Source organism: Kitasatospora sp. NPDC059408, from assembly GCF_042751525.1.
Lineage (GTDB): Bacteria > Actinomycetota > Actinomycetes > Streptomycetales > Streptomycetaceae > Kitasatospora.
In genome coordinates, this window is the sequence record NZ_JBHYWI010000078.1 from 1 (window position 1) to 18,884 (window position 18,884).

The window sequence follows — 18,884 nt, forward strand, 5'->3', positions numbered from 1 at the left end:
GCCCTACGGCCGGGCGCCGCGCTCCAGGGCGGCCCGGCCGGCGGACTCCAGGACGGCCTCCTCGGGTGCCAGGTGCACCCGGCTGCTGAGCACGTCCCGCAGGTAGCGCTCCAGCGGGTGACGCCGGCTCAGCCCCGGGTTGCCGGTCAGCGCGACGGCCTGCTGGACGGCGGCGGTCGCGGCCCTGGTCGCCAGCAGGTGGGCCGGTCCGGTCCGCACGACGGCCTCCCGCTCTCCCCGGTCCACCCGCGCGGCCAGCCCCTCGACCAGTTCCTCGGCGCCGATCAGCTGGGCCTCGATCTCGCCGAGCGCGCAGCGGTAGCGCGGCAGGACGCCGAGCGGCTCGGTCAGATTGGCCGGAGTCCGCTGGTTCAGGAACCGGACGAGCCAGGCCTGCGCCGCCCTCGCCACCCCGACCGCGACCGCGGAGAGGGCCAGATCGTGCCAGGCACGGGCGAGTTCGGCCTCCGCGACGCGGTCCCCCGCCGTCCGCTCCGGCGCGTCCTGCCCGCCCTCGGCGCGGCGCGCGACCGTGAGCCCGAGCGCGAGCTCGGCGGGCACCCGGACCGCGTCCAGCACCACGTCGTGGCTGGCACTGGCCCGCAGGCCCAGCTGGTCCCAGGTGGGATCGATCTCCACGCCCTCGCTCTCGCCGCGGACCAGGAACGTGCCGACCCGCGGCTCCGGTTCGTCCGTCCGCGCCGTCACCGCCATCCAGGCCAGCGCCTCGGCCCCGGTGCAGTACGTCTTGCGCCCGGTGAGCCGCCAGCCGTCCCCGTCCCGCCGGGCCACCGTCCCCGGCAGCGCCCCCGGCCGGCCGCCGGGCTCCGCGCGCAGCGTGTTGACCAGGGCGGGCCCGCGCCGGGACTCCGTCAGCAGCCTCCGGTAGCCCGCCGCCGGCCACGGCGCCCGGCGGGCCTGCTCGGCGTGCTGGAGCAGCGTGAACGCGGTCACGACGGCCACCGAGGCGTCCCCGCGGCCGAGTTGGGACAGCACCCGGACGGTGTCGGCGAGCGTGCCGCCCGGACCGCCGTACCGCTGCGCCACGGTGAGGGTGAGCAGCCCGGCCTCGTGCACCGCCTCGATGCCCTGGTAGGGGAAGGTCGCGTCCCGGTCGTGCTCCTCGGCGCGGGCGGCGAGCAGGTCGACCACTCGGGGCAGCCCCGCGAGGGCGGCGGCGACGGGCGACGGGTCGGCGGCGGTCGTGGTCATGGTGCGGGTGCCTCCGGGCGGCAGCAGGGGCTCGGCAACTGCGGGCGGCCCGCCGGGCGGGCTCGCACCGTCGGTCGGCGGCGCGCAGGTCCGGACCCGGTTCGGCAGGGGGTCCGACCCCGGATCGGTTCCGGCCGCTCGGCCGGACGCGCTTCCGCCGTTCAGTGGCCCGGACACGCCGCGCTGGCGGTGCGCCGCAGGTCCAGGTAGCTGCGGCGGGTCAGCAGCGGGAGACGGCACGACATGTCCGCGACTGTACGAACCGGTGATCGAAACCGTCAAGCAGCGGCCCGGGGACCGGACGGCGAACGGCCGCCGGACGAGCACCGGGTGGACGGCGGACGAACGAGGGGCGGACGGCGGTTTTCAGCCCTGCTGGAACATGTCCGCGGGGAGCGGCTTCAGGAGCTGATACAGGTCGTCCGAAATCGGTCGGTCCCAGGACGCGATCGTGACCTGGACGCCGTCGCTGCGGCCGAACTGGGCGCAGAACACACGCTCCTCGCTGACCTTGACCTTCTTCACGATCAGCAGGTCGTCCCCGAGCATGACCGGGAAGTCCTCGGCCGAGACGAAGTCGACCGGCTCGTCGTTCTCCAGGGCCGCGAGCAGCTGGCGCACCTCGAAGGGGACGTCGTCACCGGTCTCCCGGGCCGGCGAGCCCTCGGGGAGGTTGCCGATGAACATCGCCGGGCCTCTGCCGCCGAACAGGTCGTAGCGCAGGAAAATCCCCTGGCAGGAGCCGTCCGGGCCGGTCATCATGGCCGCACCGAAGTCGCCGGGCCAGTCGCCCGGGTCCATCGCGAGCACGTCGAAGTCCGGGCCGGCGGGCTGTCCGGAGCGACGGCGGAGAAAAGACATGGGAACATCGTACGTGTCCGGCACACCACGCTCGCGGGGTGGGTGGGGCACCGGCGGGAGATCCACGCTCAGAGACCAATGTTGACTCTGAGCAACCGTCCGGGCTACGTTCGGTTCAGCACGACAGCCGTTCTGGGTTTCACCCTCCGGGGGGACGGCATGTCGCATACGCGGCCCTACACGCGTATCCCTCACTGTGCACATCGTCGTGCCGATCCGCCGAGCACCCAGCTTCGTCGTCGCACACAGCACAGCCACAAGCCAACAGTTCCATGCAGTTCCTGCAGTTCCGTGCAGTTCACGCAACAAGAGACCAGATCCGCGGGGCCCCGGCCCGTCGCTCCCGTGGATCTGCTCGGGACGCCGCCGCGTGGGGGCGTGCGGGTCCCGAGCACATGGTGCCGCGGTCCGAGTCGCTCTCGGATTCGGCGCCGACCTCCCGGCGACTGCCGGCCCCTCGTGGGCCGGGACCGGCCGACGCACCCCGGTGCGCAGGGGACTACTGGGAGGATGGCCCGGCAACGCTGCCGGGCCGCACAGCAGGCGCCGTGTCTGGCCGCGTGGGGGCGGTGGGCACGGCGTCTGCCTGTGCTCATACTCTGAGCTGCGTTTGTCTAACAGTCAACAGAAATTCTGACGAGGCACGCTCAATAGATCATCTGTTGTGATGATCCCTACCTGAAACCGGCCGTGAGCCGGCTGCGAGTCGGCCCTGCGGCGACCCTCCGACGACCCGTCAGCGGCCTTTCCGTGCCGTCAGCGGCCCTTCCGTATCGGATCCGCGGCGGCCCGTGGCGAACCCCGCGCCGCTCCTCGGAGGGACTCCTGGAACGCCCGTGGGGCGAACCCCGTCCCCGGGGCCGCCCCACGACTACACGCTCGCCCTCCCGGGCCCGTGCGACGACTCAGGTGAGGTCGAACTCGCCGTCCCGCGCGCCGAGCACGAAGGCCCGCCACTCGCCCGGCGTGAACACCAGTACCGGCCCGTCCTCCTGACGGCCGTCCCGCATCCCGATGTACCCGTCCACGAACGCGATCTGGACGTCCCCGACCCCCTGGCTGCTGCACAGCCACGTCGCGCCGGTGAAGTCCACCCTGGGCTTCCCGCTGGGCGCGAGCTCGGGCCCCGCCCCGGCTCCCCGGGCGCCGGCCGTCTCCACGTCAGTCCCGCTGTTCGATGCCACTGCTCGGTCTCCTCCCGACGGCTTTCCCGGCCAGCCTAGCCACACCCGCCCGCCCCGGTCAGCGGGTTGACGAGGTCTCCACCCGGCCGGGCACCGGCGGCGCCCGGCGGGCGGCGGGCGTGTCCGCCCGGCGGGGCCGCGGGCAGCTGCCAGAGTGAGGAGGACCTCGACCCGACGTCCGGTCCGCGGCCCGGCGCCCCGCCCGGCACACCGCCCGGACCGGTCCCGACCCGAGACCCCCGCAGGGAGCAGCCGATGAACCGCCGGGACGGCGCCCGCGCCGATGTCATCCCCATCTCGGACGCCCCCTCGGCCCACCCCCCGGCGCCCCGCACCCCGCCCTCCGGCGCCCCGCTGCCCCGGCCGACCCGCGGCCGGCCGCCCGCGCACGGCCGGGTCGGCATCGTCCTGGTGTCCCACAGCCAGGAACTGGCCACCGCCGTCCGTACCCTGGCGCTCGCGCTGACCGGATCCGACTCCCCCGCCCCGGTCGCCGCCACCGGTGGCGACCCGGCCGCCGGACCCGGCATCAGCGCCGTCCTGGTGGCCGCCGCCACCCGCCGGGTCGACCAGGGCCACGGCGTCGTCGTGCTGGCCGACCTGGGCAGCGCGGTCACGACCGTACGGGCCCTGCTCACCGAGGCCGACGAGCACGGCCTGCCGTTCCCGGTCCGCTTCGCCGACGCCCCCTTCGTCGAGGGCACGGTCGCCGCCGTCGCCACCGCGACCGCGGGCGGCGACCTCGCCGCGGTCCTGGACGCGGCCGAGGAGGCCTACCGCCAGCACAAGGGCTGAGGTTTTGGCGCAAACCGATCGGTGGGCGAACCGGCCGGCCGGTCACCCGGGACTCGTTGGGTGATCATCGCCCGGGTGACCGGTCCGGCGCACGGCACCGTCAGGGGCGCTCCTTGCCCTCCCACGAGAAGACCGCCGGCCCCTCGCACTCCAGCGCGTGCCGCAGCCGCTCGTGTTCGAGGTCGATCATCGGTGGCAGCGCGTCCAGCGCGAACCAGCCGACCTCCAGCGACTCGTCGTCGTTCACCCGCGCCTCGCCCCCGATCGCCCGGCAGCGGAAGGTCAGCACCAAATACTGCGTCACGTCGCCGTTCGGGTACGTCACCGGCTCCGTGACGGAGACCGAGGCGAGCAGCTCGGGCACCGCCACCACGCCCGTCTCCTCCAGCACCTCGCGCACCACGCCGTCGGCCGGCTGCTCCCCGGGGTCGAGGATGCCGCCCACCACCGCCCACCGCCCGTCGTCGGACCGCCTGGCGAGCAGCACCCGGTCGCGGTCGTCCAGCACGACGCCCGCGACGGCGCTCAGCCAGAGCGGGCGGTTGCCCACCACGGAACGGAGCTCGGCGAGAAACTGAGGAATGGCCATGAACCGCAGCCTACCCAGGTCGACCGGTTCGGCGGCCGGGCCGTACGGGGTCGCCCACCGCGCCGTCGTCCGGGCACAGCAACGCCTTGACCGTCAGACCGAGGATCCGCAGGTCGAGCCCGAACGAGCGGTGCTCGACGTACCAGAGGTCCAGCTCCGCCCACTGCGGGCGGCTCAGCCCGGCGGACGGCCCGCGGGCCTGGAGCTGCGCCCAGCCGGTGAGGCCGGGCCGCACGGCCAGCCGGGCGCGCTCGCGGCGGTCGTAGTGGACCACCTGCGCCGGGTGATCGGGCCGGGGCCCTATCACCCCCATCTCGCCGCGGGCGACGTTCCACAGCCGGGGCAGTTCGTCCAGGCCCGTGCGGCGCAGCAGTTCCCCGATCCGTCCGCGCCGGTCGGTCCGGAAGCGCAGGACGTGGAACACGCGGCCGTGCCGGCCCGCCCTGGGCAGGCGCAGGAGCACCGGCCCGTCGGCCGCCCAGCGCAGCAGCACGGCGATCGCCAGCGCCAGCGGCACCGCGACGATCCCGGCCAGGGCCGCGACCGCGAGGTCGCCGCCGCGCTTCATGATCCCGGCGCATGTCTGGCGGGTTCCGACCCACCGGTCCCGGCGCTGCCGCTCATCGCAACCCCTCCAAGAGAACGCATTCACGGTAAGGGGAGGTTTGAAGGCGTCGCCCGAGAATGGTGGAAGAAGTGGGGAACGCTTTACCGAAGCAGCCGAAATCCGGCCGCTTCGGCTGCTTTTGTCGAGTTCGCCGAGTTCGCCGACTTCACCGTGCGTACGCACTTCCGCGAGTTCGGTGCGTGTCGCGGTGTTCGGTTCCGGTGTTCACCCACCGTGTTCGGGGGCGGCGCTCAGACCGGTATCAGCACGGTATCGGGCCGCCGTCCGGCCGCAATCGGGACCGGTATTCAGAGTGCGGCGCCGCGGCGGTCGCGCAGCAGGCCGAACGCGATCCGCCCGAGCAGCAGGACCCCGGCCGCCAGGCAGCCGGCCACGGCCATCGCCCACGCGGGCCCGCCGCTGTCCGGCACGATCACCGCGACGACGATCCCCAGCGCCAGGCAGGCCAGACCCACCACGGCCAGCGGAATCTGGTGGGTCACCAGGGCACCGCCGCTCCATGCGCGCGCCATCCGGGTCGCGCCGTGCAGGTGGAAGGGATCACGGTCCGCATCTGCCATGAGCCCAAGGTACCCCGGCCGGACGCCGGAAGCAGCCCGCGAGCGGTGATGCCCCCGGCACTCAGCGCAACCCTTCACACCTGCCGTGAGCATGCAATTCACCTCCACATTCGGTCCACGAAAAATCCTCGTCCACCCAGCACAACCATCCGCCGGGGGTGGGGGTCTCCCACTACATTGAGCGATCCAGGAGCCGTCCGCGGTGCGGGTGTTCGTCCCCCCGCCGAGGACCGGAATACCCAGGGGGCGGAGCCGCCGCCCACTGGAGTCGGAGGCCGGGCTCCGTCCTCCGACGGTACCGCCACGCCGCTCGGCGACCGAGGGGGAACCGTGCCGCATTCCCAGCCCACCACGTCGATGTCCGCCATGCCGATGTCCGTCGTGCCGATGTCCGTATCACCGTTGTCCGTTTCATCCGTGTCGTCCGCCTCGTCCATGTCGTCCGTGTCGTCCGTGTCGTCCGCCTCGTCCATCTCGTCGGTCTCGCCGCTCTCGTCGAGGTCCGCTTCGCCGCTTTCCTTCTCGTCCGGGTCCGTCTCGTCCGGGTCCGTCTCGCCCAGGTCCGTCTCGACCGGGTCCGTGCCGGTGAGGTCCGGGCCGTCCAGGTCCGGGTCGTCGATGTCCACCGCGGCGTTCACCACCGCCCCCGGCGTGCGCGCGCTGGCGCCGTTCGCCGGCTGCCTGGGCGAGCCGCACGGGGGGTGGACGGCGGGCGCGACCGCCGGGACCCGGCGCCGCAACGAGCCCGTCGACTGGCTGCGGTTCGCCCCCGTCCAGCCGGTCTTCCGGGCCCGCGCCGCCCAGCGGCTCGCCGTCCTCGCCTACCACGGCGTCACCGACCCCGGCTCGTTCGGCGCCCAGCTCGACCGGCTGCGAAGACTCGCCACCCCCGTCTCCCTCGCCGCCGTCCTGCAGGCCGTCACCGAGCAGCGGCCGCTGCCGCCGCGCAGCGTGCTGGTGACCTTCGACGACGCCGACCGCAGCGTGCTCGCCCACGCGCTGCCGGCCCTCGACGCCCGCGGCATCCCGGCCGCCGCGTTCGTCATCTCCGAGCTCATCGGCACCGAGCGGCCGTTCTGGTGGCACGAGGCCGACTTCCTCGCCCGGCACGGCGGCCGGGCCCGCTCACTCGATTCCGACCACCCCGCGCAGCTGCTCCCCCGGCTCAAGGCCATGCCGGACCCCGACCGCCGGCGCAGCCTGCACGAGCTGCGGGTCAGCGCCGACCGCCGACCGCCGAGCCAGGAGCAGCTCACCCCCGCCGACCTGCGGGACCTGCGGGACGGCGGCATCGCGATCGGCAACCACACCCAGGGGCACCCGTGCTTCGGGCGCTGCGACGACGACACCGTCCGCGCCGAGATCGCGGGCGCCCACGAGGCCCTCACGCAGTGGCTCGGCGAGCCCCCCATCGCCTTCGCCTACCCCGACGGCGGCCACGACCCCCGCGCCGAGACCGTCCTGCAGGAGCTCGGCTACCGCCTGGGCTTCCTCTCCGACCACCGCCTCGGGCCGCGGATCCCCTCCCACCCGCTCCAGATCAGCCGGCTCCAGGTCGACTCCACGACCAGCACCCGCCGGTTCGACACGATCCTGTCCGGCCTGGAGCCGGCCTACCGCCGCTGGCGCCGTCGGCCGGTCGGATAGGGGGCGGACTCCTCTTCCTCGCGTACGGGGCCGGGAAAAGACCGGGACGCCGATGGGCGCCGCGTGGAAAGTCGATCGGGTCGACTTCCCGCGCGGCGCCCATCGGCGTCCCGGGCCCTGGCGGGCCCGCGTGCGGAGCTACACCGCGAGGGTCGGGGCCACCAGCGCGCGCGACTCGGCGTAGAGGGCGGCGGCCGGCGGGAGGACGGTGGGGACGCCCGCGTGGAGGACCGTCGTCGTGCCCGTCCCGATGCGGCTCGGGTCCGCGACACGGCGCAGCGCCTGGGCCGCGACCGCGTCGGCGGAGCCGTAGAAGGTGAAGCCCGGGGCCACCGTGGCGGCGACGGCCGCGCGGATGCGGTCCTCGACCAGCTCGTAGTGGGTGCAGCCGAGGACGATCGCCGACGTGCCGGCGGGCGTCCGGGCGGCGGCGTCCGCGATCGCCGCGGTGATCGCGTCGTCGTCGCCGTGCTCGACCGCGTCCGCCAGCCCCGGGCAGGCGACCTCCGTCACGTCCGCCGTGCCCCCGAAGTCGCGGATCAGGCCGCGCTGGTAGGCGCTGCCCGTGGTGGCCGGGGTCGCCCAGATGGCGACCGGCCCGCCGAGCGCCGCCGCGGGCTTGATGGCCGGGACGGTGCCGATGACGGGCAGCTCCGGTTCGAGCTCGGCCCGCAGGGTGGCGAGCGCGTGGACGGAGGCGGTGTTGCAGGCGATCACGAGCGCGTCCGGCCCGAGCGCCGCCGCGGCCCGGGCGCAGCCGAGCGCGAGCTCGGTGATCTCTTCGGGCGTGTGCGGGCCCCACGGCATCGACGCGGGGTTCGACGACAGCACGAGGTCGACGTCCGGGCGCAGCTTCCGCAGCGCGGCGGCGGCGGCCAGCAGGCCGATTCCGGAGTCCATCAGTGCGATCTTCACGGGACAGGACTTTAGTCGATCCCCCCTTCCGGGCCCGTTCTGCGGCAGACTGCCGGAGTGACCGTCCTGCTGTGGATCGCCGCGTCCTCCCTGCTGGTCTGGCTCTGGCTGGCGTGCTGCCACGGGTCCTTCTGGCGCACCGACGTGCGGCTCCCGCCGCGCCGGCCCCCGGCGCGCTGGCCGCAGGCGGCCGTCGTGGTGCCGGCCCGGGATGAGGCGCGGGTGCTGCCGGTCAGCCTGCCGACGCTGCTGGCGCAGAAGTACCCGGGACGCGCACGGGTGATCCTGGTGGACGACCACAGCTCCGACGGCACCGGCGCCCTCGCCGCGGAGCTGCGGACGATGGACGGCCTGGAACTGACCGTCACCACCCCTCCCCCGCTGCCGCCCGGCTGGACGGGCAAGCTGTGGGCGCTGCGGCACGGCGTCGAACTGGCCGGCCCGGACGTGGAGTACCTCCTCCTGACGGACGCGGACATCGCGCACGGCCCGGACTCGCTCGCCGAGCTGGTGGCCGCGGCCGAGAGCAACGGGCTGGACCTCGTGTCCCAGATGGCCCGGCTGCGGGTCCAGACCGGCTGGGAACGGCTCATCGTGCCCGCGTTCGTGTACTTCTTCGCACAGCTGTACCCGTTCCGCCGGAGCAACCGCCCCGGCGGACGGACGGCGGCCGCGGCGGGCGGCTGCTCGCTGGTGCGGCGGGAGGCGCTGGAACGGGCGGGCGGCGTGGCCGCGATCCGGGGCGCGGTGATCGACGACGTGTCGCTGGCCCGCGCGGTGAAGGCGACGGGCGGGCGGACCTGGCTCGGCCTCGCCGGGGAGGTCGACAGCGTCCGGCCGTACCCACGACTGGAGCAGCTGTGGCGGATGGTCTCGCGGAGCGCGTACGCCCAGCTGCGGCACTCGCCGCTGCTCCTGCTCGGGACGGTGCTCGGGCTGGCGCTGGTGTACCTGGTCCCGCCGGTGGCGACGGTGACCGGCCTGCTCGCGGGGGCTCCGGCGGTCGCCGTGGCGGGCGGGGCGGCGTGGGCGCTGATGGCCGGCACGTACCTGCCGATGGTCCGGTACTACGGGCAGCCGGCTCCGGCCGTGCTGCTGCTCCCGTTCACGGCGGCGATGTACCTGCTGATGACGGTGGACTCGGCCGTCCAGCACTGGCGCGGGCGGGGAGCGGCCTGGAAGGGCCGGACGTACTCGCAACAGGCCTGACGCCCGGGCTCCGGGTTGGTGGGTGTCGGGGTTGGCGGGTTGGCGGGTGTCCGGGTGTCCGGGTTGGCAGGTGTACGGCTCCGGGACCGGCGCGGGCTGACGTGGTTCGGCGCGGGAGCCGGGGCAGGAATCCGGGGCGGGGATCCGGGGCGGGATTCCGAGGCGGGGATCCGGCTGGGAATCCACGCGTGATTCCGCGCGTGATTCCGCGCGCGACCGGCTGTCGCGGATCCATACTGCTCGAATGGACCGTCAACGGCTCTCCCGTCTCGCCCATGCCCGCCACCCGGTCGCCGCGCCGCTCGCGGACGAGTCGGTGGCCCGACTGCTGGAGCGCGCCACCGGGCACGCCGAGGCCGGCCGGATGCTGGACCTCGGCTGCGGGGAGGGCGCCTGGCTGGTCCGAGCGCTGGCCGCGCGCCCGCGGTGGCGGGCGGTCGGGGTCGACCTCGACGCGGACGCGCTGACCCGGGCCCGGGAGACGGCGACCGCGCTCGGCGTGGTGCGACGGATCGGCCTCCACCACGTCGACGCACGGGAGTTCGGCTCGGCGGAACCGTTCGACCTGGTCCTGAACGTCGGTGCGACGCACGCTTTCGGCGGGCTGCTGCCGACATTGGCCGCCGTCCGCGATCAACTCGCGCCGGGCGGGCGGGTACTGGTCGGCGAGGCGTTCTGGGAGCGCGAGCCGTCCCGAACCGCGCTGGAAGGGCTGGGCGCGGACCGGGACGACTACGCGGACCTGGCGACCACCACCGACCGCCTGATCGCCGAGGGCTGGACACCGGTGGACGGGCACGTCAGCAGCCAACAGGAGTGGGACGCCTACGAGTTCTCGTGGACGGGCACGCTCGCCGAGTGGGCGCTCGACCACCCGGACGACCCCGGCGCGGCCTCCGCCCGCGAGGCCGCCGACCGGCACCGCGCCGCATGGCTGCACGGCTACCGGGGCATGCTCGGGTTCGTCACCTACCTGCTGCGGCGTGACTGAACCCTCCTACCACGCAGGTCACTTCTGGGTGCGCGCGAGGAAGTCGTCGATCAGCGGGGCGATTTCGGGCAGCTTCTCCTCCAGCGCGAAGTGCCCGGTGTCGAGGACGTGCAGCTCGGCGCCGGGGAGATCGCGCAGGTAGGCGCGGGCGCCGGCCTCCGTGAAGAACAGGTCGTTGCGGCCCCAGACGATCAGCGCCGGCGGCTGGTCGGCGCGCAGCCACTCCTGCCAGACCGGATAGAGCTCGACGTTGGAGTGGTAGTCCAGGGCGAGTTCGACCTGGATGTCCTTGCGGCCGGGCCGGTCGAGGAAGTGCTGGTCGAGCGTCCAACCGTCGGGGGCGACGAGGGTCGGGTCGCCGGTGCCGCCCTCGTACTGGCCGCGGGTGATCTCCAGGGTGAGGATCGCGCGGGCCCGTTCGCCGGCACCCTCGATGCCGTGCCGGTTGGCGATGAACTCCCGCGCCTGGTCGGAGAGTCCCTCCTCGTAGGCGTTGCCGTTCTGGACCACCAGACCGGTGATCCACTCGGGCCGGCGGGTCGCCAGGCGGAACCCGACGGGGGCGCCGAAGTCGAAGACGTACAGCGCGAAGCGGTCGAGGCCGAGCGCGAGGCAGAACCGCTCGACGACGTCGGCGAGGGTGTCGAAGCGGTAGTGGAAGGCGTCCGGCGCGGGGCTGTCGCTGTGGCCGAAGCCGGGGTAGTCGGGGGCTATCAGGCGGTAGCGGGTGCCGAGCGCGTCGAACAGGCGGGCGTACTGGTGCGACGCGGACGGGAAGCCGTGCAGCAGGAGGAGAACGGGGGCGTCGGCCGGGCCGGTCTCGCGGTAGAAGACGCGCAGGCCGTCGAGATCGACGTGGCGGTGATGGACGTGCGGGATCGTCAGCTCGCTCATGCTAACCATTAAACAGCATTGAGGTGGTTAGTTGGCAAGGATGAGCTCACTGATTCCATGTCGCTGACTCCACGTCACCGGCCCGACCAGGCCCGGGCATCAGCGCTTGCGCTGCTGCTCCTGCTGGACCAGGTAGTCCAGCACCTCGGGCATCGCGTCGACGCTGCCGGCCTTGCTCGGCGAGGTGCGGTACTCACCCTGGACGACCACCGTGGGCAGCTCGTTGACGCCGTAGCGGACGAACTGCGCGGCCGCGTCGTCGACCGACCGCGCCACCTCGGCGGACCGGTAGGCCTCGCGGAACCGCTGCGGGTCGACGCCGTGGCGCGCGGCCCAGTCGGTGGCGGCGACCTCGGTGGCGAGGTCGGCCTTGTCGTTGTGCACCGAGCGGAACGCGCTCACCTGCAGTCTCTCGACCAGGCCGAGGCGCTCCAGCGTGTAGTACAGGCGCGCGTGGCCGCGCTGCACGGCCTCCTCCGGGCCGCCCTGCCAGATCGCGGGGACCCGCCGCAGGGCGACGTCCGAGCGGTGCTTGTCCGACCAGGCCTGGAGCGGCTGTTCGAGCTGCTGCGAGTGGCCGCAGTCGTACCAGAAGAACTCGACCGCCTCGGTGCGGGCGGACTCGCGCACCGGCTGCGGGTGGTCGAGCTTCACGTACTGGACGCCTTCGGCGGGCTGGCGGTGGACGGCCGCGCCGGCCTGGACGGGCGACGCGGCGATCCCGGCGGCGACCGCAAGCAGGACGGTGGACCTCAGCAGCGCCTTCGACTTCGCGGACTTCACGGGCTTGACGGGCTTCGCCGGCGCCTCGGGCTTCTCGGACTTCGCAGGATTCACATCGGGCAGTCTGGCCGTGACGGTTCGTTACCGGCGAGTCGTCGCAGGGCGGGTAGGGCCCGATTCGCCCGATCGGCGTACCGGGGCGTACGGATGGTGACGTGCGGCGGTGGACCGGCGACGGTGGACCGGCGATGGGCGACGGGCGATGGGCGACGGCGGACAACTAACAGATGACAGATAACAGATGTTGAAATCTGTTATCTGTCATCTGTTCGCCGTCACCCGTCTCGCCCGCCCCCGGCTCTCCGCCCACACCTCGGCGACCAGCCGCTGCCAGGCGTCCACGACCGCGCCGAGCTCGAAGTGCGCGAGCGCGTGCTCCCGGGCCGCCGCGCCGAGGCCCGCTCGGTTGCAGGCCAGCACCTTGGCCAGCGCCTCCGCGAGGGCGAGCGGATCCCCCGGGGCGACCAGCGCGCCGGTCGCCCCGTCCCGGACCACCTCCCGCACCCAGCCCACGTCCGTCGCCACCGCCGGCACCCCGGCCAGCGCCGCCTCGATGAGCGCGCCGGGCACGCCCTCGCTGTCACTCGTCAGCAGCACCGCGTCGGCGGCCCGGTAGAGCGGAACGGGGTCGGGCAGCGCACCGAGGAAGTGGGCCCGGGCCGCGGCCGGGTGCCGGGCCAGGACCTCCCTCAGCGGGCCGTCCCCGGCGACGGCGAGGCGGACGTCCGGCAGCCGGTCGAGCACGTCGAGCGCGAGGTCCAGCCGCTTCTCGGGCGCGATCGCGCCGATCCACGCCACCAGCAGGACGTCCACGGGCAGCCCGAGCGCGTGCCGGGCGGCCCGCCGCTCGTCCTTCCCCTCCGCGGGCGGATAACTCTCGGCCGCACGGGAGTTGGGGATCACCCGCACCTTTCCGTCGGGCAGCCGGAAGTGCTCCTCCAGGACGGTCCTGGCCTCGTCGGTGAGCGTGGTGACGGCCGCCGCCCGGTGCAGGAGGGTGCTGCCGCGGACCCGGCGCAGTGCCGTCCCCGTCCAGTAGCGGGGGTGGCCGACGGACACGTAGACGAACGGCGTGCGGGTCCCGGCCAGGGCGAGGGCGCAGGCGGCGAGGGTGTCGGAGCCGTGGGCGAGGACGACGTCGGCGGCGCGGGCGGCGGAGCGCAGGGCCAGCAGCGTGGAGGGACGCAGCCGGCCGGGCCCGAGGACGGTCGGGGTGCGCGCGCCGGGGGCGTCAGGCGCGAAGGGCGAGTGCTGCGGGTACTGCGGGTGCTCCGAGTGCTGCGGGTACTGCCGGTACTGCGAGGGGAGCGACACGGGCGAGGACGTGGACCAGGACGTGGACGTTGCGCCCGGTTGGTCCGGCGCCAGGGGCTCGTGGGCCGCCGGCGACGTCTGCGGCCGCGCCCCGGGCGGTATCGCCCGCGCCGCGGGGCCGTGGTCCGGCCCGCCGTCGGGCTGCTGCTCGATACGCTGCCCCGACCGCGAGCCCGGGGAGGAGCGTGAGCCGGGGTTCGGCGCGAGGGCCATCAGGGCGGAGGACTGGCCCCGCCGGCGCATCTCGTGGTGGAGGTCCCGGGCGAAGTTCTGGGCGCCGCTGCGGCGCGAATCGCTGATCAGGTGCAGGATGCGGGGACGGGTTTCGGCCGGGTCGGCCGACGTATCGCACGTGTCGTCGGGCATGGCAACGACCTTGGCACAGCGTCACGCGCGCGACAGCCCCTTCGCACCACCCGCTGGTGGTCCGTGCGCCCGCGCTGATACCCCCGGCGTGCGCTGGCAGCCCGCCGTCGTGCGCCGGATGCGACCGCTGTGCGCCCCGGTTCGCCCCACCGTTCGGCCCTGTTCCACCCCGGTCCGGCCCGTTCCCCGCCACACGGCGCCGGTCGGCACCGTGTGGCGTTCCCCTCGCGCGTAATCCCTGGCGGGCCGCGCGGGCCACCTGCGATGCTGAGCGGCAGTCAGGGCGCGTCCGGCACGGGAGAACGGACGCACCCGGTGAAGGGCGGGGGGTGGCCTGTGCACGTGCTTCAGGTGATCGACGACGTCAGCCGGCTCGGTGCGGCCGGGCGGGCCCTGCTCGCGATGACGCCCCAACTGGTGCGCGCGGGCGTCGGTTTGGACGTCGCGTACCTCCACGACGTGCCCGGCGGCTGTCAGGCCGAGCTCACCGAGGCGGGCGCCGCCGTGTTCGCCGTCGGCCGCCCGGGCCGGGCCGCCACCGCGGCCGCGCTGCACCGGCTGATCCGCGAGCGCCGCCCCGACCTCGTCCACACCACCCACCACGCCGGGGCCCGGCGCTCCGATCTGCTCGCCCGCGCCGCCGCGCTGGCCGCCCGGACGCCGGTGGTCACCAGCCTGGCCGATCCGCCGCCCGGCGCGGCGGGGGCGGCCGGGCTCGGCCCGTCCCAGGCGCTGGACGCCGCGACCGCCCGGGGCACCCGCCGCTTCCACGCCCTCACCCGGTACGTCGCCGCGGCGACGGCGCAACGCCTCCGGGTGCCCCGCCGGCGGATAGACGTCGTCCCGCGCGGACGGGACCCGGAGTTGCTCGGCACCGCGACCCCCGAGCGCCGGGCCGCCGTGCGCGGGGCGCTGGCCCTGCCCGGGGACGTGCCCGTCGTGCTCGTCGCCGCCGGCCAGTACCACCGCAAGGGCCTGGACGTGCTGCTCGACGCCTGGCCGGCGATCCGACGCGCGGAGCCGACGGCCGTCCTGTTGCTCGCGGGTGCCGAGGGCCCCGAGACGGCGCGGCTGCGCGCACTCGCCGACGCCGCCGGGAACGTCCGTTTCCTCGGGCCGCGCGAGGACGTCGCCGATCTGATGGCCGCCGCCGACGCGGTCGCGGTGCCCGCGCGGCGGGACGGCCAGGGCGGTGCGGCGATCGAGGCGATGGGCATCGGCACGCCCCTGGTCTGCACGGACCTGCCCGGTCTGCGCGAGACCGTCGGGTCCGGGGACTACGCCCGGCTCGTCCCGCCGGAGCGGCCGGCCGACCTCGCGGCGGCCATCGCCGACACGCTCACGGACCGGTCGGCGGCCCGCGCGCGGGCGACGGCGGCCCGGGCGCGCTTCCTCACCTCGTTCACACTGCACCAAGTGTCCGCCCAGATGGTCGAGTTCTACGAACGCTCACTGCACGTGCGACCGGTGTGAGGGAGGGCGGAGCCCGGACCACGAGGTCACGCAGCCGCCCCCACCCCCCGGTCAGCCGCGAACAGCACCGGACCGGACCGAACCCACCGAACCGCACCGCACCACACCGCACCACACCGCACCGAACAACACCGGACGACACCGACCCCGCCGGATCGCCCCGTACGCGGAGCGCCCGGGCGCCGACTGCGTACGGCCCGCTCCCGTCCGAGGCCCGTTACGCGAATCGGGTGAACGCGGTTGGACCTCAGCCCCGACCGGTCGGCAGGATGTCCGGCCGGGGCGCCTCCGTGTACCCCATCTCCCCCTCCCCCGTACGGATTTGGAGTACTCGGTGTTCAAGGGATTCCGCAGCTTCCTGCTGCGCGGAAACGTGGTGGACCTCGCGGTCGGCATCGTGATCGGCGCGGCCTTCACCGCCGTCGTCACCGGGTTCGTCACCGCCTTCCTCACTCCGCTCATCGGGGTCGCGACCGGCGCCGTCGGCGACTTCACCCAGAAGACCTTCGACGTCGCGGGCACCCGCTTCCCCTACGGCGTCTTCGTCAACGCCCTGATCGGCTTCGTCCTGGTCGCCGCCGTCATCTACTTCGTCGTGGTGGTGCCGGTCGGCAAGCTGCAGGCCCGGTTCGAGGAGGGCGAGCCGGCGGCGGCCGCCAAGGTCGACTGCCCCGAGTGCCTGAGCGCGATCCCGGCCGCGGCGCGGCGCTGCTCGTTCTGCACCTCCGAGGTCACCGGCCACCCCGGCCTCCCGGCCCAGGCCCTGCAGTCGCACTGACGAGGCACACCGGCTGGGCGCCCCCGGCGGGCGCGCCGACCGGGCCCACTGCCCGGCCCGGCCTCGCACAAGTCGGGCCGCACGGGCGAGAAGTCGGCCCGCGCACACGCTGACGGGGACTTTATCCCCGAAACATTCACGAGCCCCCGCCGCAGCCTCGGCGGGGGCTCGAACGCGCCCGCGCACGCCCCGTCCGTAAAAGTTTCTCCGCCAGGTACCCGGGCCGTCACCGGCCAGTCACCACAAGGCCCCGCAGGTCGCGCGTCCGGGCGCTGTTCGATCACTGACGGGGTGTCGAGGTGGTCCGGATCTGAACGCCGGTATGTCCGTTCTTCCTACTTTCGAAACCTTTGTGCGAGCGAAGACTGTGTAAACACTCGAACTGCTCCCCCTCCCGCTCTCCTCAGCAGGCGCATTGTGGGCTTACCGTATGCCCCATGACCTCGCCCCGCTCCTACGACGGAGTCGGCTACCCCTCTCCGTCCTTCTCCTCCGGCACGCCGATTTACGACAGCCTTGTCGCCGAACGCGGTGTCCCGCAGATCGCCCCCATCAATGTGCCGGCCGCCCTGCCGCCGGCCATGTCGTCCGGGTACGGATCAAGCCTCGGCCCGTCCTACGACAACCGCTACGGCGCCGGCTACGAGAGCGCCGCCTCCAACCTCCCCGCCCTGCCGCCGGCCCGCCTCGCCCTCGGTCCCGGCCCGAGCAGCGCCCCCTCCGCCGGCCCCGCCACGGCGTACATCCCGGCGCAGTCCGCGCCGGCGTACGCCTCCGCGCCCCAGCCGCCCGTTCCCGGCTACGGCGGCCAGCAGGCGTACCAGCGTCCGCAGCCGTCCGCACCCGGCTTCGCCCAGACCGCGAGCGGCGGTTACCAGCCGTCCGGCGGCCAGAGCTTCGGCGGCCAGAACACCTTCGTCGGCGGCCAGGGCGGCCAGCAGTCGTTCGGTGCGCAGCCGATCGGCGGCCCGGGCGCGTTCGGGCCCGGCCAGCCGGGCCAGCAGCACGGCGGCCCGCAGAGCTTCGGCGGCCAGCAGTCGTTCAACGGCGCGGGCCAGGCCGGCCCCGGCTTCCCCGGCCAGGGCGACCAGTCCTTCGGCGGCGGCCAGCTGCGCCCGGCCATGGCCCCGGTCGCGCCGGTGCGCCCGATGCAGCCGCAGCGTCCGGGACCGTACGGCGAGCCCGGTCAGTTCCAGCAGAACGGCTACCAGCCGCAGGGCCAGGGCTACTGAGCCACTGACCTCCCAGGGCCGAATCCCCACCCGGCCCGCACCCGCACCACCTGAGTACCACCCGGCGCCCCCTGAACGCCGGGCGAACGGAGAAACGGGTCATCCACGGACCGCCCGGAACGCCCCCCACGGCGTCCGGGCGGTCCGTGCGCGTTCAGGGGTCTGTGCGCATTCAGGAGTCCATGCGCATTCAAGGGGGCACACACAAGGGGCGCGAAGGGGCGCGCGCTTTGGCGGGTACGCGGACCGCCCGGCGCGCCCGCGGAAGTGCGCGCACGCACGGGGGGCGATCCGACCGGCGCGATCGCGGCTGGCAGGATGGAGGGATGCAGCTCTCCGGACTCCACGTCTACCCCGTCAAGTCCATGTACCGCGTGAGCCCCGACAGCGCCCCCGTCGAACCCTGGGGCCTCGCCGGAGACCGCCGCTGGATGCTCGCCGACCCCACCGGGCGCTTCGTCAGCCAGCGGGAGAACCCCGCCCTCGGCCAGATCCGCACCGGCCTCGGCCCGGACGGGACGCTCACCCTCACCGCCCCGGGCGGCGACCGGATCGAGATCGCCGCCCCCACCGTCGCGGCCGGCGACCCGCTCGCCGAGGTCGAGGTCTGGGGCACCCGCTTCCGCGCCGCCGAGGCGCCCAAGGAAGCGCACGAGTGGATCGCCGAGCACCTCGGCGAGTACCGCCTGGTGCACCTGGACGACCCGCACGCCCGGCCCGTCGACCCGGAGTACGGCGAGCCCGGCGACACCGTCTCGATGGCCGACGGGTTCCCGCTGCTGCTCGCCACCACCGCCTCGCTCGCCCGCCTCAACGAACTCGTCGCCGCCGCGCACCCCGACGGCCACGAGACGCTGCCGATGGAACGTTTCCGCCCCAACGTCGTGGTCGACGGCAGCGAACCGTGGGCCGAGGACGGCTGGCGCCGGATCCGGATCGGCGAGCTGACCTTCCGGGTCGTCAAGCCCTGCGGCCGCTGCGTCGTCACCACCACCGACCAGGAGAGCGGCGAGCGGCGCGGGCCCGAACCGCTGCGCACCCTCGCCAAGCACCACCGGCTGCGCAAGCAGGCCGCGTTCGGCATGAACCTCATCCCCGAGCGGCCGGCTTCCACCGGTCTCCCGGGACAGGGCGGCGACGTCCTCGGCACGCTGCGGCTCGGCGACGAGGTCGAGGTCCTGGAGGACGGCCGGCAGTGGTCGGTCGACTCCCGCGCCTGAGCTGAGCACCGCCGCACGCGCTCCCGCGCGCACCACGCGACCCACCACCCCCACCGCGCAACTCCCGCTCCGGAACCAGGAGTGTGTGCGCTCGTTGAAACCGGTGGGCGGAACATGTGGTGAAGACGGGATCCGCCGGTGCCCGCACGATCGCGGGCACCGGCCGGAGCACCCCCGCGGGGGCGCGATGGGGGGGGGGCGGCCCGCGCCCCGGTGCGCGGGCGGCCCGGGGA

Annotated in this window: 19 protein-coding genes; 8 read left to right on the plus strand and 11 right to left on the minus strand. The window is 74.4% G+C overall.

Annotated elements, in window-relative coordinates:
• Positions 1 to 3: 3 nt before the first annotated feature.
• The 3 genes from ACFXDE_RS35220 to ACFXDE_RS35230 form a co-directional block, all read right to left on the minus strand.
• Positions 4 to 1,212: an acyl-CoA dehydrogenase family protein gene (locus tag ACFXDE_RS35220; protein WP_380498527.1), complete on the minus strand. Its 1,209-nt coding sequence runs from the start codon at positions 1,210 to 1,212 to the stop codon at positions 4 to 6.
• A gap of 366 nt (positions 1,213 to 1,578) precedes the next feature.
• The gene (locus ACFXDE_RS35225; RefSeq protein WP_329926780.1) at positions 1,579 to 2,073 is read right to left on the minus strand and encodes a hypothetical protein; all 495 of its coding nucleotides are present in this window, start codon (positions 2,071 to 2,073) and stop codon (positions 1,579 to 1,581) included.
• Positions 2,074 to 2,978: 905 nt separating this feature from the next.
• Positions 2,979 to 3,233, minus strand: a complete 255-nt coding sequence (locus ACFXDE_RS35230; RefSeq protein WP_380448617.1) for a DUF397 domain-containing protein — start codon at positions 3,231 to 3,233, stop codon at positions 2,979 to 2,981.
• 279 nt (positions 3,234 to 3,512) lie between these two features.
• Between ACFXDE_RS35230 and ACFXDE_RS35235 the strand changes: the two genes are divergently transcribed.
• Entirely contained in the window at positions 3,513 to 4,052 is a 540-nt protein-coding gene (locus ACFXDE_RS35235; RefSeq protein ID WP_380448602.1) for a PTS-dependent dihydroxyacetone kinase phosphotransferase subunit DhaM, read from the plus strand.
• A 100-nt stretch (positions 4,053 to 4,152) separates the two neighbouring features.
• Here ACFXDE_RS35235 and ACFXDE_RS35240 read toward each other — a convergent pair whose 3' ends face one another.
• The 4 genes from ACFXDE_RS35240 to ACFXDE_RS35255 all read right to left on the minus strand — a co-directional run bounded on the left by ACFXDE_RS35240 (position 4,153) and on the right by ACFXDE_RS35255 (position 6,455).
• Entirely contained in the window at positions 4,153 to 4,641 is a 489-nt protein-coding gene (locus ACFXDE_RS35240) for an NUDIX domain-containing protein (RefSeq protein ID WP_359970746.1), read from the minus strand.
• A 10-nt stretch (positions 4,642 to 4,651) separates the two neighbouring features.
• A complete protein-coding gene (locus ACFXDE_RS35245) occupies positions 4,652 to 5,209 on the minus strand; it encodes a sugar transferase (protein ID WP_380498528.1) in 558 nt (185 codons plus the stop codon).
• Positions 5,210 to 5,556: 347 nt separating this feature from the next.
• Positions 5,557 to 5,829, minus strand: a complete 273-nt coding sequence (locus tag ACFXDE_RS35250) for a hypothetical protein (protein WP_380448608.1) — start codon at positions 5,827 to 5,829, stop codon at positions 5,557 to 5,559.
• Positions 5,830 to 5,927: 98 nt separating this feature from the next.
• Positions 5,928 to 6,455 carry a hypothetical protein gene (locus ACFXDE_RS35255; protein WP_380498529.1) on the minus strand — a complete coding sequence of 176 codons (528 nt, stop codon included), beginning with the start codon at positions 6,453 to 6,455 and terminating at the stop codon, positions 5,928 to 5,930.
• Between ACFXDE_RS35255 and ACFXDE_RS35260 the strand changes: the two genes are divergently transcribed.
• Positions 6,448 to 7,476, plus strand: coding sequence for a polysaccharide deacetylase family protein (locus tag ACFXDE_RS35260; RefSeq protein ID WP_380498530.1), 1,029 nt, complete (start codon positions 6,448 to 6,450; stop codon positions 7,474 to 7,476). The two genes, ACFXDE_RS35255 and ACFXDE_RS35260, sit on opposite strands and share 8 nt — an antisense overlap.
• A 138-nt stretch (positions 7,477 to 7,614) precedes the next feature.
• Here ACFXDE_RS35260 and ACFXDE_RS35265 read toward each other — a convergent pair whose 3' ends face one another.
• Positions 7,615 to 8,391: a glutamate racemase gene (locus ACFXDE_RS35265; RefSeq protein WP_380445612.1), complete on the minus strand. Its 777-nt coding sequence runs from the start codon at positions 8,389 to 8,391 to the stop codon at positions 7,615 to 7,617.
• Between the two features lie 57 nt (positions 8,392 to 8,448).
• On the opposite strand from ACFXDE_RS35265, the gene ACFXDE_RS35270 reads away from it, so the two are divergent.
• Together ACFXDE_RS35270 and ACFXDE_RS35275 are read left to right on the plus strand one after the other, a co-directional pair.
• Entirely contained in the window at positions 8,449 to 9,600 is a 1,152-nt protein-coding gene (locus tag ACFXDE_RS35270; protein ID WP_380498531.1) for a glycosyltransferase, read from the plus strand.
• Between the two features lie 244 nt (positions 9,601 to 9,844).
• Positions 9,845 to 10,591 (plus strand): SAM-dependent methyltransferase, encoded by a 747-nt coding sequence (locus ACFXDE_RS35275; protein WP_380498532.1) that lies wholly within the window; start codon positions 9,845 to 9,847, stop codon positions 10,589 to 10,591.
• An 18-nt stretch (positions 10,592 to 10,609) separates the two neighbouring features.
• On the opposite strand, the gene ACFXDE_RS35280 is transcribed toward ACFXDE_RS35275, so the two are convergent.
• From ACFXDE_RS35280 to ACFXDE_RS35290, 3 genes are all read right to left on the minus strand, one after another.
• Positions 10,610 to 11,485, minus strand: a complete 876-nt coding sequence (locus tag ACFXDE_RS35280; RefSeq protein ID WP_380498533.1) for an alpha/beta fold hydrolase — start codon at positions 11,483 to 11,485, stop codon at positions 10,610 to 10,612.
• Positions 11,486 to 11,584: 99 nt separating this feature from the next.
• Positions 11,585 to 12,322 carry a thiol:disulfide interchange protein DsbA/DsbL gene (locus ACFXDE_RS35285; protein WP_380498534.1) on the minus strand — a complete coding sequence of 246 codons (738 nt, stop codon included), beginning with the start codon at positions 12,320 to 12,322 and terminating at the stop codon, positions 11,585 to 11,587.
• A gap of 207 nt (positions 12,323 to 12,529) precedes the next feature.
• Positions 12,530 to 13,948, minus strand: coding sequence for a glycosyltransferase family 4 protein (locus ACFXDE_RS35290; protein ID WP_380498535.1), 1,419 nt, complete (start codon positions 13,946 to 13,948; stop codon positions 12,530 to 12,532).
• A 336-nt stretch (positions 13,949 to 14,284) separates the two neighbouring features.
• Between ACFXDE_RS35290 and ACFXDE_RS35295 the strand changes: the two genes are divergently transcribed.
• The 4 genes from ACFXDE_RS35295 to ACFXDE_RS35310 all read left to right on the plus strand — a co-directional run bounded on the left by ACFXDE_RS35295 (position 14,285) and on the right by ACFXDE_RS35310 (position 18,651).
• Positions 14,285 to 15,421, plus strand: coding sequence for a glycosyltransferase family 4 protein (locus ACFXDE_RS35295; RefSeq protein ID WP_380498536.1), 1,137 nt, complete (start codon positions 14,285 to 14,287; stop codon positions 15,419 to 15,421).
• A gap of 334 nt (positions 15,422 to 15,755) precedes the next feature.
• On the plus strand, positions 15,756 to 16,199 hold the full coding sequence (mscL, locus tag ACFXDE_RS35300) for a large conductance mechanosensitive channel protein MscL (RefSeq protein WP_380498537.1): 444 nt from the start codon (positions 15,756 to 15,758) through the stop codon (positions 16,197 to 16,199).
• A gap of 437 nt (positions 16,200 to 16,636) precedes the next feature.
• Positions 16,637 to 17,431 carry a DUF6643 family protein gene (locus ACFXDE_RS35305; RefSeq protein ID WP_380445623.1) on the plus strand — a complete coding sequence of 265 codons (795 nt, stop codon included), beginning with the start codon at positions 16,637 to 16,639 and terminating at the stop codon, positions 17,429 to 17,431.
• 326 nt (positions 17,432 to 17,757) lie between these two features.
• Positions 17,758 to 18,651, plus strand: coding sequence for an MOSC domain-containing protein (locus ACFXDE_RS35310; protein WP_380498538.1), 894 nt, complete (start codon positions 17,758 to 17,760; stop codon positions 18,649 to 18,651).
• The last annotated feature ends 233 nt before the right edge of the window (positions 18,652 to 18,884 follow it).

What these genes read in the sequence shown, in the direction of transcription:
- ACFXDE_RS35260 (WP_380498530.1), top strand. Translation starts at nt 6,448, where the DNA reads ATGTCCACCGCGGCGTTCACCACCGCCCCCGGCGTGCGCGCGCTGGCG.
- ACFXDE_RS35240 (WP_359970746.1), bottom strand. Translation starts at nt 4,641, where the DNA reads ATGGCCATTCCTCAGTTTCTCGCCGAGCTCCGTTCCGTGGTGGGCAAC.
- ACFXDE_RS35290 (WP_380498535.1), bottom strand. Translation starts at nt 13,948, where the DNA reads ATGCCCGACGACACGTGCGATACGTCGGCCGACCCGGCCGAAACCCGT.
- ACFXDE_RS35275 (WP_380498532.1), top strand. Translation starts at nt 9,845, where the DNA reads ATGGACCGTCAACGGCTCTCCCGTCTCGCCCATGCCCGCCACCCGGTC.
- ACFXDE_RS35220 (WP_380498527.1), bottom strand. Translation starts at nt 1,212, where the DNA reads ATGACCACGACCGCCGCCGACCCGTCGCCCGTCGCCGCCGCCCTCGCG.
- ACFXDE_RS35225 (WP_329926780.1), bottom strand. Translation starts at nt 2,073, where the DNA reads ATGTCTTTTCTCCGCCGTCGCTCCGGACAGCCCGCCGGCCCGGACTTC.
- ACFXDE_RS35235 (WP_380448602.1), top strand. Translation starts at nt 3,513, where the DNA reads ATGAACCGCCGGGACGGCGCCCGCGCCGATGTCATCCCCATCTCGGAC.
- ACFXDE_RS35310 (WP_380498538.1), top strand. Translation starts at nt 17,758, where the DNA reads ATGCAGCTCTCCGGACTCCACGTCTACCCCGTCAAGTCCATGTACCGC.
- ACFXDE_RS35250 (WP_380448608.1), bottom strand. Translation starts at nt 5,829, where the DNA reads ATGGCAGATGCGGACCGTGATCCCTTCCACCTGCACGGCGCGACCCGG.
- ACFXDE_RS35305 (WP_380445623.1), top strand. Translation starts at nt 16,637, where the DNA reads ATGACCTCGCCCCGCTCCTACGACGGAGTCGGCTACCCCTCTCCGTCC.
- ACFXDE_RS35245 (WP_380498528.1), bottom strand. Translation starts at nt 5,209, where the DNA reads ATGAAGCGCGGCGGCGACCTCGCGGTCGCGGCCCTGGCCGGGATCGTC.
- ACFXDE_RS35280 (WP_380498533.1), bottom strand. Translation starts at nt 11,485, where the DNA reads ATGAGCGAGCTGACGATCCCGCACGTCCATCACCGCCACGTCGATCTC.